This is a genomic window from Stella humosa, assembly GCF_006738645.1.
GTDB lineage: Bacteria > Pseudomonadota > Alphaproteobacteria > ATCC43930 > Allostellaceae > Allostella > Allostella humosa.
This window is the reverse complement of sequence record NZ_AP019700.1, coordinates 3,968,899-3,982,181: the sequence shown is the minus strand read 5'-3', so window position 1 is coordinate 3,982,181 and position 13,283 is coordinate 3,968,899. Positions and strand designations below refer to the sequence as shown.

Annotated in this window: 15 protein-coding genes; 7 read left to right on the top strand and 8 right to left on the bottom strand. The window is 69.5% G+C overall.

From position 1 onward, the window contains the following. Positions 1–13 precede the first annotated feature (13 nt). The 4 genes from STVA_RS18700 (at position 14) to STVA_RS18685 (ending at position 3,029) form a co-directional block, all read left to right on the top strand. Positions 14–898: an alpha/beta fold hydrolase gene (locus tag STVA_RS18700; protein ID WP_123693273.1), complete on the top strand. Its 885-nt coding sequence runs from the start codon at positions 14–16 to the stop codon at positions 896–898. An 82-nt stretch (positions 899–980) separates the two neighbouring features. Beyond that, positions 981–1,520, top strand: a complete 540-nt coding sequence (locus STVA_RS18695; protein ID WP_170216624.1) for a GNAT family N-acetyltransferase — start codon at positions 981–983, stop codon at positions 1,518–1,520. Beyond that, entirely contained in the window at positions 1,517–2,305 is a 789-nt protein-coding gene (locus STVA_RS18690; RefSeq protein WP_123693277.1) for a ZIP family metal transporter, read from the top strand. The genes STVA_RS18695 and STVA_RS18690 overlap by 4 nt, the downstream gene beginning before the upstream one ends. A 28-nt stretch (positions 2,306–2,333) precedes the next feature. Beyond that, positions 2,334–3,029: a 5-formyltetrahydrofolate cyclo-ligase gene (locus STVA_RS18685; protein ID WP_123693906.1), complete on the top strand. Its 696-nt coding sequence runs from the start codon at positions 2,334–2,336 to the stop codon at positions 3,027–3,029. A gap of 35 nt (positions 3,030–3,064) precedes the next feature. On the opposite strand, the gene STVA_RS18680 is transcribed toward STVA_RS18685, so the two are convergent. The 6 genes from STVA_RS18680 to STVA_RS18655 form a co-directional block, all read right to left on the bottom strand. Beyond that, positions 3,065–3,823 carry a hypothetical protein gene (locus STVA_RS18680; protein ID WP_142235819.1) on the bottom strand — a complete coding sequence of 253 codons (759 nt, stop codon included), beginning with the start codon at positions 3,821–3,823 and terminating at the stop codon, positions 3,065–3,067. Between the two features lie 446 nt (positions 3,824–4,269). Then, entirely contained in the window at positions 4,270–4,887 is a 618-nt protein-coding gene (locus STVA_RS18675; protein WP_123693279.1) for an SH3-like domain-containing protein, read from the bottom strand. A gap of 5 nt (positions 4,888–4,892) precedes the next feature. Beyond that, positions 4,893–5,507 (bottom strand): nitrile hydratase subunit alpha, encoded by a 615-nt coding sequence (locus STVA_RS18670; protein WP_123693281.1) that lies wholly within the window; start codon positions 5,505–5,507, stop codon positions 4,893–4,895. Between the two features lie 28 nt (positions 5,508–5,535). After that, on the bottom strand, positions 5,536–6,456 hold the full coding sequence (prpB, locus tag STVA_RS18665) for a methylisocitrate lyase (RefSeq protein WP_123693283.1): 921 nt from the start codon (positions 6,454–6,456) through the stop codon (positions 5,536–5,538). Between the two features lie 11 nt (positions 6,457–6,467). Continuing rightward, positions 6,468–7,862 carry an amidase gene (locus STVA_RS18660; protein WP_123693285.1) on the bottom strand — a complete coding sequence of 465 codons (1,395 nt, stop codon included), beginning with the start codon at positions 7,860–7,862 and terminating at the stop codon, positions 6,468–6,470. A gap of 41 nt (positions 7,863–7,903) precedes the next feature. Further along, complete coding sequence (locus tag STVA_RS18655) at positions 7,904–8,752, bottom strand: GNAT family N-acetyltransferase (RefSeq protein WP_123693286.1); 849 nt, start codon at positions 8,750–8,752, stop codon at positions 7,904–7,906. 98 nt (positions 8,753–8,850) lie between these two features. Here STVA_RS18655 and STVA_RS18650 point away from each other — a divergent pair, with 98 nt between their 5' ends. Both STVA_RS18650 and STVA_RS18645 read left to right on the top strand, forming a co-directional pair. Further along, positions 8,851–9,519: a haloacid dehalogenase type II gene (locus STVA_RS18650; RefSeq protein WP_123693288.1), complete on the top strand. Its 669-nt coding sequence runs from the start codon at positions 8,851–8,853 to the stop codon at positions 9,517–9,519. A gap of 8 nt (positions 9,520–9,527) precedes the next feature. Further along, the gene (locus tag STVA_RS18645; RefSeq protein ID WP_123693290.1) at positions 9,528–10,805 is read left to right on the top strand and encodes an NAD(P)/FAD-dependent oxidoreductase; all 1,278 of its coding nucleotides are present in this window, start codon (positions 9,528–9,530) and stop codon (positions 10,803–10,805) included. On the opposite strand, the gene STVA_RS18640 is transcribed toward STVA_RS18645, so the two are convergent. Beyond that, complete coding sequence (locus STVA_RS18640) at positions 10,758–11,798, bottom strand: aminoglycoside phosphotransferase family protein (protein ID WP_123693292.1); 1,041 nt, start codon at positions 11,796–11,798, stop codon at positions 10,758–10,760. The genes STVA_RS18645 and STVA_RS18640 overlap by 48 nt on opposite strands. Positions 11,799–11,835: 37 nt before the next feature. Between STVA_RS18640 and STVA_RS18635 the strand changes: the two genes are divergently transcribed. Further along, positions 11,836–12,558 (top strand): GTPase family protein, encoded by a 723-nt coding sequence (locus STVA_RS18635; RefSeq protein WP_123693294.1) that lies wholly within the window; start codon positions 11,836–11,838, stop codon positions 12,556–12,558. 3 nt (positions 12,559–12,561) lie between these two features. Here STVA_RS18635 and STVA_RS18630 read toward each other — a convergent pair whose 3' ends face one another. Next, on the bottom strand, positions 12,562–13,266 hold the full coding sequence (locus tag STVA_RS18630) for a hypothetical protein (protein ID WP_123693296.1): 705 nt from the start codon (positions 13,264–13,266) through the stop codon (positions 12,562–12,564). Positions 13,267–13,283: the final 17 nt, after the last annotated feature.

The following is a 13,283-nucleotide window of genomic DNA, read 5'->3' as shown; positions in this document are numbered from 1 at the left end:
GGAGTGACGAGCGATGGCCTATGCGACCACAAACGATGGCGTGCGCCTCTACTACGAGGAATCCGGCTCCGGCAGCCCGGTCATCTTCGTCCATGAGTTCGCGGGCGACCTGCGCAGTTGGGAGCCGCAGATGCGCCACTTCGCCAAGCGCCATCGCTGCGTCGCGTATAACGCCCGCGGCTTCGAGCCGTCCGACGTGCCCGAGAGCCCGTCTTCCTATTCGCAGGCGCGCGCGGCCGACGACATCGCCGCCATCCTGGACCATCTGGGCTACGACAAGGCCCACATCGTCGGCCTGTCGATGGGCGGCTTTGCCACCCTGCATTTCGGCCTGCGCCACCTGGACCGGGCGCTGTCGCTCTGCATCGGCGGCTGTGGCTACGGCGCCGAAGTCGGCCAGAAGGAGCGTTTCCGGGCAGAGGCCGACGTCATCTCCGCCTTCATCCTGAAGGAAGGGATGCAGGCCTTCGCCGAGAAATACGCCTTCGGCCCGTCGCGGGTGCAGTTCCAGAACAAGGACCCGCGCGGCTTCGCGGAGTTCAAGCAGATCCTGTCGGAGCATTCGGCCCTGGGCTCGGCCAACACCCAGATCGGCGTGCAGCGCGAGCGGCCCTCGCTCTATGATCTCGTCGAGGAGATGAAGGGCATCACCGTGCCCACCCTGCTGCTGAGCGGCGACGAGGACTGGCCCTGCCTGCAGCCGGGCCTGCTGATGAAGCACACGATCCCCAACTCGGCGCTGGCCATCATTCCCAACGCCGGCCACGCCATCAACCTGGAAGAGCCGGACGCCTACAACCGCCTGGTCGGCGACTTCCTGGCCCAGGTGGAAGCGGGGCGCTGGCCCAACCGCGACCCGCGCGCGATCAGCGGCTCGATCACTGGAATGAAGGCCTAGGCATGTGGACTCCGGCCGGCGGGCTACGCTAGAAGTTGCGAGAGATTCGCAACGACTCGCCAGCCGCCAGCCGGAGCCGCCCTTGCCGCCGACCCTCGCGACCCAGCGCCTGACCCTGGTTCCCCTCGGCCAGGAGCATCTGGCCGACTATACGGCGCTGATCGCCCAGCCGGCGGTTCACCGCTACCTGTCGAGCGCCAAGGCGATCGCGGCCGACCCGCCCGGGCAGGCGCAGCGCATCATCGAACTGGCCCAGGCCCAGTGGCGCGAGCGCGGCTATGGCCCGTTTGCGGTGTTCGCGACCGACACCGGCGCCTTTGTCGGTCGCGGCGGCCTCTTCTGGGTGGAGCGGTTGCAGGCGGTCGAGATCAACTACATGCTGGAACCGGCCGCCTGGGGCACGGGCTACGCGACCGAGCTGTCCCGCCGCTTCCTGGAATTCGGCTTCGACGCGCTGGGGCTGGAACGCATGGTCGCCACCACCAATCCCGACAATGCCGCCTCGCAACGGGTGTTGCTGAAGGTCGGCATGCGGCCGGATGGGCAGCGGGATTTCGGAACGCACATGGTGGATTTCTTCTTCATCGACCGCGCCGACTGGCTGGCCGCCGGCGGGGCATGACGCCGGAAACGCTGTCGCCGATCCTGCTCGGTTCGGTCGGCAGCCTGCTGGCGGGGCTGCTGACCGCCGTCGGCGCGGCGCCGATCCTTTTCATGGACCCGCCGACGGAGCGTCGCGAGCGCGTGCTGCTCGGCTTCTCGGCCGGCGTCATGCTGGCGGCCTCGTTCTTCTCCCTCATCATGCCGGGGGTGGAGGTGCTGGAGAAGGCCGGCAACGGCCCGGCGGTGGCGGCCGCGATCATGGCCCTGGCCGTGGCGCTCGGAGCGGGCGGCATCGCCGCCCTCAACCGCCTGGCCCCGGTCGACCATCTGGTGATCGGCCCCTCGGGCGATCCCACGGGCATGATCCGGCGCATCTGGCTCTTCGTCATCGCCATCACGCTGCATAACTTTCCGGAGGGGATGGCGGTCGGCGTCAGCTTCGGCGGCGGCGACTTCGACCAGGGGCTGGCGACCGCCGTCGGCATTGGCGTCCAGAACATGCCCGAGGGGTTGGCCGTGGCGGCGTCGCTGGCGACGCTCGGCTACAGCCGTGGCTGGGCTTTCGCGGCGGCCCTGGCAAGCGGCCTGGTGGAACCGCTGGGCGGCCTGCTCGGCGTGCTCGTGGTCGTCAATGTCGGCTGGCTCCTGCCCTGGGGGCTGGGCATCGCGGGCGGGGCCATGATCTATGTCGTGGCGGCCGAGATCATCCCCCTGTCGCAGCGCGAGGACGAGGACGGCCACGCCATCCTGGCCCTGATGGTGGGCCTGGTCGGCATGATGTTCCTCGACATCGCGCTGGGGTAGGATCGCCCCTCCAGTCAGGAGGATGGCGATGGCCGACCGGCCGGACGACGACCTTCCCGCGGGATACGCTTCCCCACCCTGCTTCATGCACGAGCTCGACCCGGCCTGGCTCGGCCTGCCCGCGGCGCCGGAGGATGCCCAGCAGCGCCGTGACGTCGCGCGCTGGCGCAAGGCCGAACGCCAGCGCCTGATCGCCGCCCGCATGGCGCTCGATCCCAGCCTGCGACGGCATTGGTGCGATCGCATCGCCGCCCATCTGGACGCCAGCCTCGGCCCGCTCGACGGCCTTACCGTCAGCGGCTGGTGGCCGATCCGCGCCGAGCCCGACCTGCGCACCTGGGCCGACACCCTGCCCGATCGCGGTGCCAGCTACGCCCTGCCGGTAGTGGCGGAGAAGGGCCGCCCGCTGGTCTTCCGCCGCTGGCGACGCGGCGACCGGCTGGAACCCGGCGTCTGGAACATCCCGACCCCGGTCGACGGCCCCGAGGTCGTCCCCGACATCGTGCTGGCCCCGATCGTCGGCTTCGACCGCGCCTGCTGGCGGCTGGGCTATGGCGGCGGCTATTTCGACCGCACGCTGGCCGTTCTGCCAGCCGGTCGCACGGTTGTGGGCGTCGGCTTCAGCCTGTTCGCGATCCCGACGATCTATCCGCAGCCGCACGACATCCCGATGGGGATGATCGTGACGGAGGAGGGTAGACGGTCAGAGTATCTGAATAGATAAAGTACCATGTAATGTTACATATACACATTCAGTATTTAATTAGATAGTAGAGGTTTGTTTGCTTCCAGAAATTGAATCAGCGTGTCAACTTCTTTAGAAGAACGAAGTACTGCGCTCACCGACAATGATCCGACGGTTAATTGTACTTTAAGTCGATCGCTCAATGGTATTTGTTCAGGCGTTGCGGTGATATTATGATCATGATTTGCCTTGATGTGAGATGTTGGGTTATCTATCTCGTCTAAACTGTCATCGTCTGAGGTGAGATCGATCGTAGGGCTCGATGATGCCTCGGTGGCCCGAAGTCCTGCAAAAGCAACTGTTTCTGTAAAGGCTTTCAAGAAGACGCTTGCGGCAGTGGGATTGAATCCCCGATCCAGCTCTAGCTCGCTAAGGCAATGAGTTTCGCTGGGAGGATCAGTTATCCAGCGCCGATACTCTTGAAAAAGACGCGGCCGCATGGCGGCTTCGCGCAAGGCGGCTCCGCGTGCACCTTCCCGGTGATCTGCCACAAGCCGCCGCCCAAGCTCAGTGAGTTGAACCTTCCGATCGTCGCCGCTACCCTGATCCTCCATCAATCCGTATTGCTTCAGAGCGCCAACGGTTTGTTGGAGGCCGCTGCTCTTTGCGCCATATCCCCAGGTCGAAGCAATTGTGGCGAGCCGCGCGGATTCTTTGCGATGCTTTTCCCAGAATTGCTTTGTACGCTCTTCGGCCTTTCGAAGTGAAATGAACGGATAGGAGGGGCTTCGCTCGATTTTGGCCTTCTCGTCGATCATCGGGGTGTCGGTCATGAGGCGCTCCGTCTGTTTGGATGCAAATGTGGCATCGATCAGAGTGCAGCGCAAGAGAGGGAGAGAGGGAGGTTATGCTGCGGGGCTATCAGGATCTCTCTGCTTGGGAGAAGAGACGAAAGAAGTGAGTTGCGGAATCGGAGGGGGCGGGCTATCTAAGATGCGTCGGCCCATTGGGATCGGCAGGAGGGAGCAGTTATGCTCAGGAGAGTGTCCCCAGCCGTGGTCATGCTCACGGACGCGGCGCGGGAATGAGAAAGGCCGCAGGCCCTTCGCGGGGGCCAGCGGCCTTGAGTGGGCCAAATATGGACGGTATCCAAACTGGCGGCTGTGCTTAGCACAGCCGCCTCATTTTTTAAATCGTGCCATATGTGGGATGGTCGCATCTAGGGGCTCGCTGGCCGACATCGTGCGCTTTTTCTCCAGTGCAGACCAATGGCCCGGGCTTATGCCCGGTTTCGCACCTTCTCCAGATAGCTCTGGAACACTCCCACATGGACGAACGCCTCGTCCGCCGATTCCGGCCACAGCTCGGTGGAGCGGAAGCGCACGTCGTAGGTCGGCTCCTCGGCCGCCTGCATGTTGTGGGCGTGGGCGTCCGGGAAGGGGTAGGGCGGGGAGATGTGGACGACGACGCCCTGCTTGCCGCGGATGTAGCCCGGCATGCGGACATGGCCGGGGACGAAGAGGTTGCGCACCCGCACGGTCTCGCCGATGGCGAAGCTCTGCGGCGGGACGGCCTCGCGGCCGGGTCCGAGCGGCAGGGACAGCGGGAAGGTGCCGTCGACGCGGGCGGCGAGTTCGGCTGCGGTGACGACGCCCTTCTCGACCAGCAGGGTGGCGGCGGCCGTCAGCACGCGCTCGTAGTAGGGGGCGGAGATGTAGTGGATTGGCGCCATGCGTTCGATCGCGTGGCGGTACTCGTCCATGTTGTAGTGCCGGTTCTTCACGGCCCAGGCCGACAGCGCGCGGGCCAGCGGCTCCCAGGTCTCGTCATGGGGGCGGGCGGGGTAGGCGATGCGGCCGAAGCCCTGCTTGCCGCCCAGGTCGTGCATGCCGTCCATGGCGCCTACTCCTTCGCCGCCGCGGGCGTGCCGACGCCGTCCAGCCGCTCGGTGCCGATCATCGACGCCTGCGTGACGATGTCCGCCAGCCGGTCCGCCGGCCAGCCCTGTGTCGCCGGCGGCTGCACGGGCAGGATCATGTAGCGGGTGTCCGCCGTCGTGTCCCACACCCGGATCTCGGTGCTGGCCGGCAGGTCCAGCCCCATCTCCTTCAGGGCCGTGCGGGATTCGCGCACGACGCGGGCGCGGTACTCCATGTCCTTGTACCAGTCGGGTGCGGCCCCGATGATCGTGTAGGCGGTGCACGAGCAGAGCGTGCAGACGATCAGGTTGTGGATGTCGGGCGTGTTCTCCAGCACCACCAGATGGCGGTGATGCTCGGGCATGCCGAAGCCCATCTCGGCCGCGGCCGACCGGCCGTCCTTCAGCATCCGCTCGCGGAAGTCGCCGTCGGTCCAGGCGCGCGCCACCATGCGGGCGCCGTTGGCGGTCACCCACTGCTCCTCGGCATGGGCGGTGAATTCCTCGACGAAGCCGGGCGGCAGCAGGCCGCGGTCGGCCAGGGCCGATTCCAGGGCGCGGGTGCGCTGGTCGAGCGAGGCGGTGTGGGTGTCGGTCATGGATGTCTGACTCCGGCAGGAGGGGACTTCAGCCATTGCCGATGGCGGGTGGAACGATGGTCTGGACGATGGAGGCGTCGAGCGCCTCGTAGTCGTGCAGGCCGATGGTGGCATAGAGCTCGGCCCGGGTCTGCATGTGGTCGAGCATCTCGTGCGTGCTGTCGTCCCGGCGCAGTGCCGCATAGAGCCGGGCCTGCGCCTTGTTGGCCACGCGCAGCGACGAGACCGGCCAGATCACCATGCGATAGCCCATCTCCGCGAACTCCGCGCCCGTGAAATAGGGCGTGCGCCCGAACTCCGTCATGTTGGCCAGCAGCGGCACGCCGGGCAATGCCGCGGCGAAGGCGCGGAACATCTCGGCACTGGTCATCGCCTCGGGGAAGATGGCGTCGGCGCCGGCCTCGCGGTAGAGCCGCGCGCGGGCGATCGCCCCGTCCAACCCCTCGGACGCCGCGGCGTCGGTGCGGGCGACGACGTAGAGGTGGCGTCGCGCCCGGGCGGCGGCGGCCACCTTGGCCGCCATGTCGCGGGCGTCGGCCAGCTTCTTGTCGTTCAGATGGCCGCACTTCTTGGGCAGCAACTGGTCTTCCAGATGGACCGCACCCGCGCCGGCATCCTCGAAGGCGCGGACCATGTTCATCACGTTGAGCGCCTCGCCATAGCCGGTGTCCCCGTCGACCAGCAGCGGCAGCCCGGACGAGCGGGCGACCTGGCGGATGAAGAAGCACACCTCCTCGATGGTGATGATGCCGAGGTCGGGCAGGCCCATGGAGGCGGTCATCGCGGCCCCCGACAAATAGAGCGCCTCGAACCCCGCCGCCTTGGCCTGGAGTGCTGCCATGCCGTTGTGCGCGCCCGGCATGCGCAGGATGCCGGGCCGCTCGACCAGCCGGCGGAAGCGCACGCCCGCCGGCTCGTCCGGCAGGTCGGCCGCGATCAGGTACGGCATGGCGGCGCCCCTCAGGCCACGACTGGCGCCACCGCCCCCATGACCCAACGGGCCATGGCGGTGATGCGGGCATCCTCGTGCTGCTGGCCCATAAGCTGCACGCCGACCGGCATGCCGCCCACACCCATCAACGGCATGGTGAAGGCCGGCGCGAACAGCATCGAGCTGGGGGCGTTGAAGACGAAGTCGCCGGTCGGCCGCGGCGCCAGCGGCTGGCCCGGCCGGTCGCCCGGCCACAGGGGGGCAGGCCCGGGGCAGGACAGCATGATGCAGGCGTCTGCCAGCGGCGCCAGGGTGGCGTGGCGCTGCTGGGCGGCGTCGCGATCGGCCAGCAGGGTGCGATAGTCGTCGAGCGTCATCGCCTCGGCCTTTTCCAGCGTGGCCCGCGCGCGTGCGCTCACCTTGTCGCCGGCCACGTCGACCAGGTTGCGGTGGCCCCAGTGGTTCTCCCAGGCGGTGATGCCGCCGCACAGGCTGCGGCCGTTGGCGACGGCCCGCTCCAGCGCCTCGATCCAGGCATGATCGCCGCGCCGCAGCAGGGTGACGCCGGCCTTCTCCAGCCCCTCCAGCACGGCGGCGAAGGCGCCGCGGGTGGGGTCGTCGACGTCGGGCCAGCCCTCGGTCTCCAGCACGATCAGGCGGCCGGGCTTCACGGCACCGGGCGTCGTGTAAGGCCCCATCAGGCCGCGCCGGCCCGGGTCGCCGCCGGCATGGCGCACGATCTCCATGGAGGTCACCCAGACATCCTCGATCGAGCCGGCATGGATGCCGTGCGTGCTCATGCTGGTGGTCTGGCGCTCGCCGCGGTTGATGCCGCCCTGGGTCGGCTTCAGGGCATAGTTGCCGCAGAAGGCGGCCGGCCGGATGATCGAGCCGCCGACCTGCGAGCCGACGGTGGCCGGCACCATGCCGGCCCCAACCGCCGCGGCCGAGCCCGACGACGAGCCGCCCGGCGTGCGCGCCGGGTCGAACGGGTTGGTGGTGGCGCCGGGATGGGCGCCGCCCAGCTCGGCCGTCACCGTCTTGCCCATGACGACGGCACCCGCCCGGCGCAGGGCCGAGACGGCGGCATTGTCGCGCCTGGGGAAGTTGCCGCGATAGGCCTCGCAGCCCATCTCGGTCGGCATATCCTTGGTTTCCAGCAGGTCCTTGATGCCGATCGGCATGCCGTCGATGGGCGACAGCGGCCGGCCCGCGGCCCAGCGCCGGGTGCTTTCGTCGGCAGCCGCCCGGGCGCCGTCCTGGTTCACGATGGTGAAGGCCTGCACCACCGGCTCGCGCTGGGCGATCACCGCCAGGCAGCGCTCCAGATAGGCGCGCGGGGTGTCGCTGCCGGCGGCGAAGGCGGGCGTGGCGTCGTGAAAGGTCGGCGCCTGGAAGGTGCGCGGATCGTAGCTGCCGGACATGGGGGCTCCTCGGCGGGAATCGGGGAAGCGGGCGGAGGCCGTCAGCCTAGCGCCTGATTGATCAGTCCGAACAGCCGCGCGTCGCCGGTCTGCACGGGGGCGGGGCCGCGGGCCATGGCGATGCCGGGGGCGATGCGGGCCAGGCCGTGGGCCTCCAGCCAGGGGCCGAGGCCGACCGTATCGGGGATGTCGACGCGCATGAACTGGCCCGGACAGGCCGCGATCCAGTGGGCGATGAGCGCGCGGGCGCCGGCCTCGTCCGGGGCCACGATCGGGCCGACGACGCGGCCGCGCCCGAACAGGCGGCAAACGGCGAAGCCGACCGGCTGCCCGTCCCGCTCCAGCACCGCGCCCTCGGCCACCGTCAGCAGCGCCTGCAGGACATGGGGCCGGGCCAGCCCGGTCGCCTGGGTATCCAGCGCCGCCAGCGCCGCCAGGTCCGCCATGGCGGCCGGGCGTATGCGCCAGCCGGCGGGCATGGCCTGGTCGGGCACGCGGCAGTCCTGGCCCTGGTGCTGCACGATGCCGCCGATGGTGGCGAAGCCCAGTTTCTCGTAGAGCGGTGCACCGGCGTCGGTCGCGATCAGCAGGGTGGTGCGCGGGCCGATCGCCTCCAGCAGCCCCGTCATCAGGCGCCGGCCGATGCCGGCCCCCTGGCGCGCGGGGTCGACGATCACGAGGCCCAGCGTGGCGAAGCCCTGGCCGAACGGCCAGTACATGCCCGTACCGACCAGTCGCCCCGCATCGTCGGCCGCAAAGCCGTGGCCCAGTCCATGGACGAAGCGCCAGTCGTCCAGCCGATGCGCCCAGCCGACCGCGCGGGACAGGTCGTGGGCGGCTTCCAGGTCGTCCACGACCAGCGCGCGGAGAGGGGATGGGGAAAGGGTCATCGGTGCCGCCCGTCGTTCGTCGCAGATGAGGGGGCTTGTACACCGGGCCGATATGCCGCTTCCATCATGGGATCCAGCCGCCGCACGGAACGACCGCCATGACTCAGCTCCGGCCCAAGTACATCACCTTTGACTGCTACGGCACGCTGACCCGCTTCCGCATGCCCGAGATGTCGCGCGAACTGTTCGGCGACCGCGTCCCGGCCGATGGCATGGACCGCTTCATCCGCGACTTCGCCGCCTATCGCTTCGACGAGGTGCTGGGCGACTGGAAGCCCTATGCCGACGTGCTGATGAACGCGGTGGAGCGCACCTGCAAGCTGTGGCGCATCCCGTTCCGCCCGGCGGACGGCAAGGCGATCTACGAGGCGGTGCCGACCTGGGGGCCGCATGCCGACGTGGCCGAGCCCCTGGCGCGGGTCGCCAAGCACTACCCGCTGGTCATCCTGTCGAACGCGTCGAACGACCAGATCCAGTCGAACGTCGACAAGCTGGGGGCGCCCTTCCACCGCGTATACACCGCCCAGCAGGCCAATGCCTACAAGCCCCGCCTCCAGGCCTTCGAATACATGTTGGACCAGCTCGGCTGCGGGCCGGGCGACATCCTCCACGTCTCGTCCAGCCTGCGCTACGACCTGATGTCGGCGCATGACCTGCGGATCACCGACAAGGTCTTCGTCAACCGCGGCCACGACCCGTCCTGCCCGGAATATGGCTATCACGAGGTGCGGGACATCGGCGGCCTGGCGAAGCTGCTGGGCGTCTAGCGCCAGCCATGAAGCTGGAATCCTACTGGCTCGACACGGCACCACCCTTCGGGGCGGCCGCACCCGGCCCGGTCGAGGGCCGGGTCGACGTGGCGGTCGTGGGGGGCGGCTTCACCGGTCTGTCGGCGGCCTTGGCGCTGGCCCGCAAGGGTGCCAGCGTGGTGGTGCTGGAGGGCGGTCGCGTCGTGGGGGAGGCGTCCGGCCGCAATGGCGGCCATTGCAACAACGGCCTGGCCCATGATTTCGGGGGCACCGTCGCCAGCCTGGGGGCGGAGCGGGCGCTGGCCCTCTATCGCGCCTACGACGCCGCCGTCGACACGGTCGAGGCGCTGGTCGCGGCCGAGGGCATCGCCTGCGACTTTCGACGCGCCGGCAAGATCAAGCTGGCGGCCAAGCCCGGCCATTTCGCCAAGCTGGAGCGCAGCCACGCCGCCCTGGTGCGCGAGGCCGATCCCGAAGCCCGCCTGCTGGGGCCGGGCGAACTGGCGGCCGAGATCGGGTCGGATGCCTTCCACGGCGCGATCATCCACCCCCGGAGCGCGCTGCTGCATGTCGGCCGCTTCGGGGTCGGCCTGGCCGAGGTGGCGGCGCGCAACGGCGCGCGCATCCACGAGAATGCGCTCGTCACCGCCATCGACCGCCTGCCGGGCGGTGGCCGGCGGCTGCGCACGGCCATCGGCAGTGTCGAGGCGGGGCAGGTGCTACTCGCCACCGGCACGTCGATCCGGGGGCCGCTGTTCCATTTCCGCCGGCGCATCATCCCCGTCGGCAGCTTCCTGATCGCGACGGAGCCGCTGGGCTGCGCGCGCATCGACGCCATCATGCCGACCCGGCGGACGGCGACCACCACCCGGATCATCGGCAACTATTTCCGCGTCTCGCCCGACGAGCGGCTGATCTTCGGCGGCCGCGCGCGCTTCGCGATGTCGAGCCCGACATCCGATGCCAGGAGCGGCCAGGTGCTGGAGCGGGCGATGCTGGACATCTTTCCCCAGCTCGCAGGCACGCGCATCGACTATTGCTGGGGCGGCCTGGTCGACATGACGGCCGACCGCTTTCCGCGCGCCGGCGAGCATGATGGCCTGTTCTACTCCATGGGCTACAGCGGCCACGGGGTGCAGATGTCGGTCCATATGGGCCAGGTCATGGCCGAGGTGATGGGTGGAAACCCCGCTGCCAACCCCTGGCGCGCCTTCGCCTGGCCCGCCATCCGCGGCCATTTCGGCCCGCCCTGGTTCCTACCCTTCGTGGGTGCCTGGTACAGGCTGCAGGACCGGCTGCACTGACCGGTCGGCATCGGCCGGCGGCGCGATAGCCAAGGCAGCCAGGACGTCCGTCATGCGGTCGAGCGTCAGGGGCGGGGACAGCAGCAGGTCGGTCAGCGCCGCCACGTCCTGGACGGCCCGCTGCGACGGGCGCCGGCGGACCCGGGCAAGCGCCTCCTGGTATCCCCCGATCGTGGCCACCAGGGCGATACGCAGGGCCCGGTCTTCAGCCTCCAACCGGGGCTCCCAGCCGACATGCCGTAGCCAGGCGGTGGCGAACGCCCGCACGGTGCGCGGCAGGCGGGCGCGGATCGCGGCCCGGCGCGGCGGCATCGCGCGTTCGAGCAGCGACCGGATCATGAGGCCGCAGTCGAATGCCGGATCGCCATACCAGGCGAGCTCGAAATCGATCAGGACCGGCGGCTGGTCGCCGACCAGGATGTTCGTCGGGTTGATATCGCCATGCGCCAGCGCCACGTGGCGGGTGAAGGTTTCCGCCATCGTGCGCTGCCAGATCGGCCGCAGCCCGGGATGCTGGCGGCAGCAGAGGCTGAGCCGGGAGGCGTCTTCTTTGGCGCGTTTCCGGTTGGGCGCGGCTGCCCGCTGCAGGGTCGGGTCGCCGGCCGTGGCCAAGTGCAGGCGGCCGAGCCAGTCACCGATCCTGGCGGCCTGGGCATCTTCCGGCTCGCCCAGGTCCATCGCCTGGCCCCAGGGGCTGGCCTGAAGCGGGTCGACATAGGCCATGGCGAAGCCGTGGATCTCGGGCAGTTCGGCCAGCACGGCCGGCACGCTGCGGGGTGCCAGCACCGCCATGCGGGCCTGGATGCGCGCCTCGACCTGCGACCAGCCGGGAAAGGTCTGCTTGACGACGAGGGCACGGCCGGTGCCTTCCACCAGGTGGATGGTCTTGTCGCCGCGCGATTGCAGGAGTTGGATGGCCGGATCGCCGTCGGTGCCGACCAGCCCGCGGGCGCGCAAAAGGTCGATAAATGGCGGGGAGGGGTCGAGAGGCAATGGCTACCGATCGCAGGCTGGTCGAGAGGAGAACTCCATGCCCCTGCCGCTGATCGCCTGGGGAGCGGGCGCCATTCTGGTGGCGTTGGGCACCGGCGCCTATAGCTATTTTTATGGACGTGGGGCCCGGGTGGCGGATGAATGTCGGGACCGGGTGCGCATCTGGGTGGTCGGGCCAACTGGGGTCGGCAAGACGGTGCTGATCGGCGGTGCCCTGCGCCGGCCGCCGCCGGCCGGGCGCGACGGATCGCCCCGTACCGCCCGGCTGGAATGGCACTGGGAAGGGGATGGGCCGCTGGCGCTGGCCGATACGGTCGGCCTGGAACTGGTGCGCGGGACGCGGCAGGTGGGCGACGCGACGGCCCGGTTGGCGGCGACGGCGTTGGCCGAGCGGCCCCACGCGGCCTGGATCTGCGTGCGCGACGATGCCGCCCGTGTCTTCGGCGCGGACCCGGCCGCCAGCGACGGGACGGAGGCCGCCCTGGCCCGCATGCTGCGATCGCAGGGCATTCCCGCCATCGGTGTGCTGACCCAGGCCGACCTGGGGGCCGAGGACGGTCCGATGGCAACGGCAATGCGGACGGCGATGCCGGACCTGGCGGCGCTGGTGGCGGTCTGCGTCCTGCCGCGCCTGGCCGAGGACGGCGGCGAGCTGGTTCCCCGACACGGCATGGATCGTCTGCGGTCGGCGACGCTGGCCGTGGTCGACGAGGCCGCGCGGGCCCGACTGGAGCGCGATTGGCCGGCCTATGGCTGGTAGCGGTCAGCCGCCCTTCAGCATGGCGCGCAGGTCGGTGCCGGCGATGAGGTCGATCACGGCGGCGATGGGATAGACGGCGGCGTCGATCGGCCCCAGATGCGCGGCCCGGTCGAGCAGCCCGCCATAGACCACGACCCAGCGGAAGACCCAGAACATCAAGACGATCGGCCCCAGCGCCAGGATGGCGGCGCGGACGGCGTGGCGCAGGATGCGCGGCTCCAGCGCGTCGGCCAGTTGCCAGGCGATGCGGTCGCTGGGGGTGGCCGATGTCCACTGGGCGACGGCCAGCGCGTTGCGGGTGACGAAGCCGCGCGTGTCGGCCCAGCTCTGGATGCCGCCCTCCATCTCGTGCAGCAGCCGCGCGATGGTGCGGAACAGGACGAGCCGCACCGCCTGGCGCGGCCCGACGCGCAGCCGCCACCACAGCGGCAAGGTGGTCGCCACGGGCCACAGCGACCAGCCGATATGGACGAAGAAGGCCAGGATGATCGTGCAGGCCGGCAGCACCCCCCATTCCTCCGACGGCAGGTAGGGGACCGCCAGCAGGATGGCGTAGATGGCGGCGGCGGCCGACATGGCGATCAGGGCCTCATGTCCGGCCCACCGCAGCAACCGCTCCGACACCAGCGCGTTGGCGATATCGGCGATCGGCTCTTCGAGCGAGCCGCGCAGCATGGTCAGGAGACGGGCGGCGATGCTGGTGGTCATGTGGCAGGATAGTCCCG

Coding starts and splice junctions, on each gene's coding strand:
- STVA_RS18650 (WP_123693288.1), top strand. CDS start 8,851: ATGACTCAGCTCCGGCCCAAGTACATCACCTTTGACTGCTACGGCACG.
- STVA_RS18675 (WP_123693279.1), bottom strand. CDS start 4,887: ATGGACGGCATGCACGACCTGGGCGGCAAGCAGGGCTTCGGCCGCATC.
- STVA_RS18645 (WP_123693290.1), top strand. CDS start 9,528: ATGAAGCTGGAATCCTACTGGCTCGACACGGCACCACCCTTCGGGGCG.
- STVA_RS18655 (WP_123693286.1), bottom strand. CDS start 8,752: ATGACCCTTTCCCCATCCCCTCTCCGCGCGCTGGTCGTGGACGACCTG.
- STVA_RS18700 (WP_123693273.1), top strand. CDS start 14: ATGGCCTATGCGACCACAAACGATGGCGTGCGCCTCTACTACGAGGAA.
- STVA_RS18630 (WP_123693296.1), bottom strand. CDS start 13,266: ATGACCACCAGCATCGCCGCCCGTCTCCTGACCATGCTGCGCGGCTCG.
- STVA_RS18680 (WP_142235819.1), bottom strand. CDS start 3,823: ATGACCGACACCCCGATGATCGACGAGAAGGCCAAAATCGAGCGAAGC.
- STVA_RS18685 (WP_123693906.1), top strand. CDS start 2,334: ATGGCCGACCGGCCGGACGACGACCTTCCCGCGGGATACGCTTCCCCA.
- STVA_RS18690 (WP_123693277.1), top strand. CDS start 1,517: ATGACGCCGGAAACGCTGTCGCCGATCCTGCTCGGTTCGGTCGGCAGC.
- STVA_RS18670 (WP_123693281.1), bottom strand. CDS start 5,507: ATGACCGACACCCACACCGCCTCGCTCGACCAGCGCACCCGCGCCCTG.
- STVA_RS18660 (WP_123693285.1), bottom strand. CDS start 7,862: ATGTCCGGCAGCTACGATCCGCGCACCTTCCAGGCGCCGACCTTTCAC.
- prpB (WP_123693283.1), bottom strand. CDS start 6,456: ATGCCGTACCTGATCGCGGCCGACCTGCCGGACGAGCCGGCGGGCGTG.
- STVA_RS18635 (WP_123693294.1), top strand. CDS start 11,836: ATGCCCCTGCCGCTGATCGCCTGGGGAGCGGGCGCCATTCTGGTGGCG.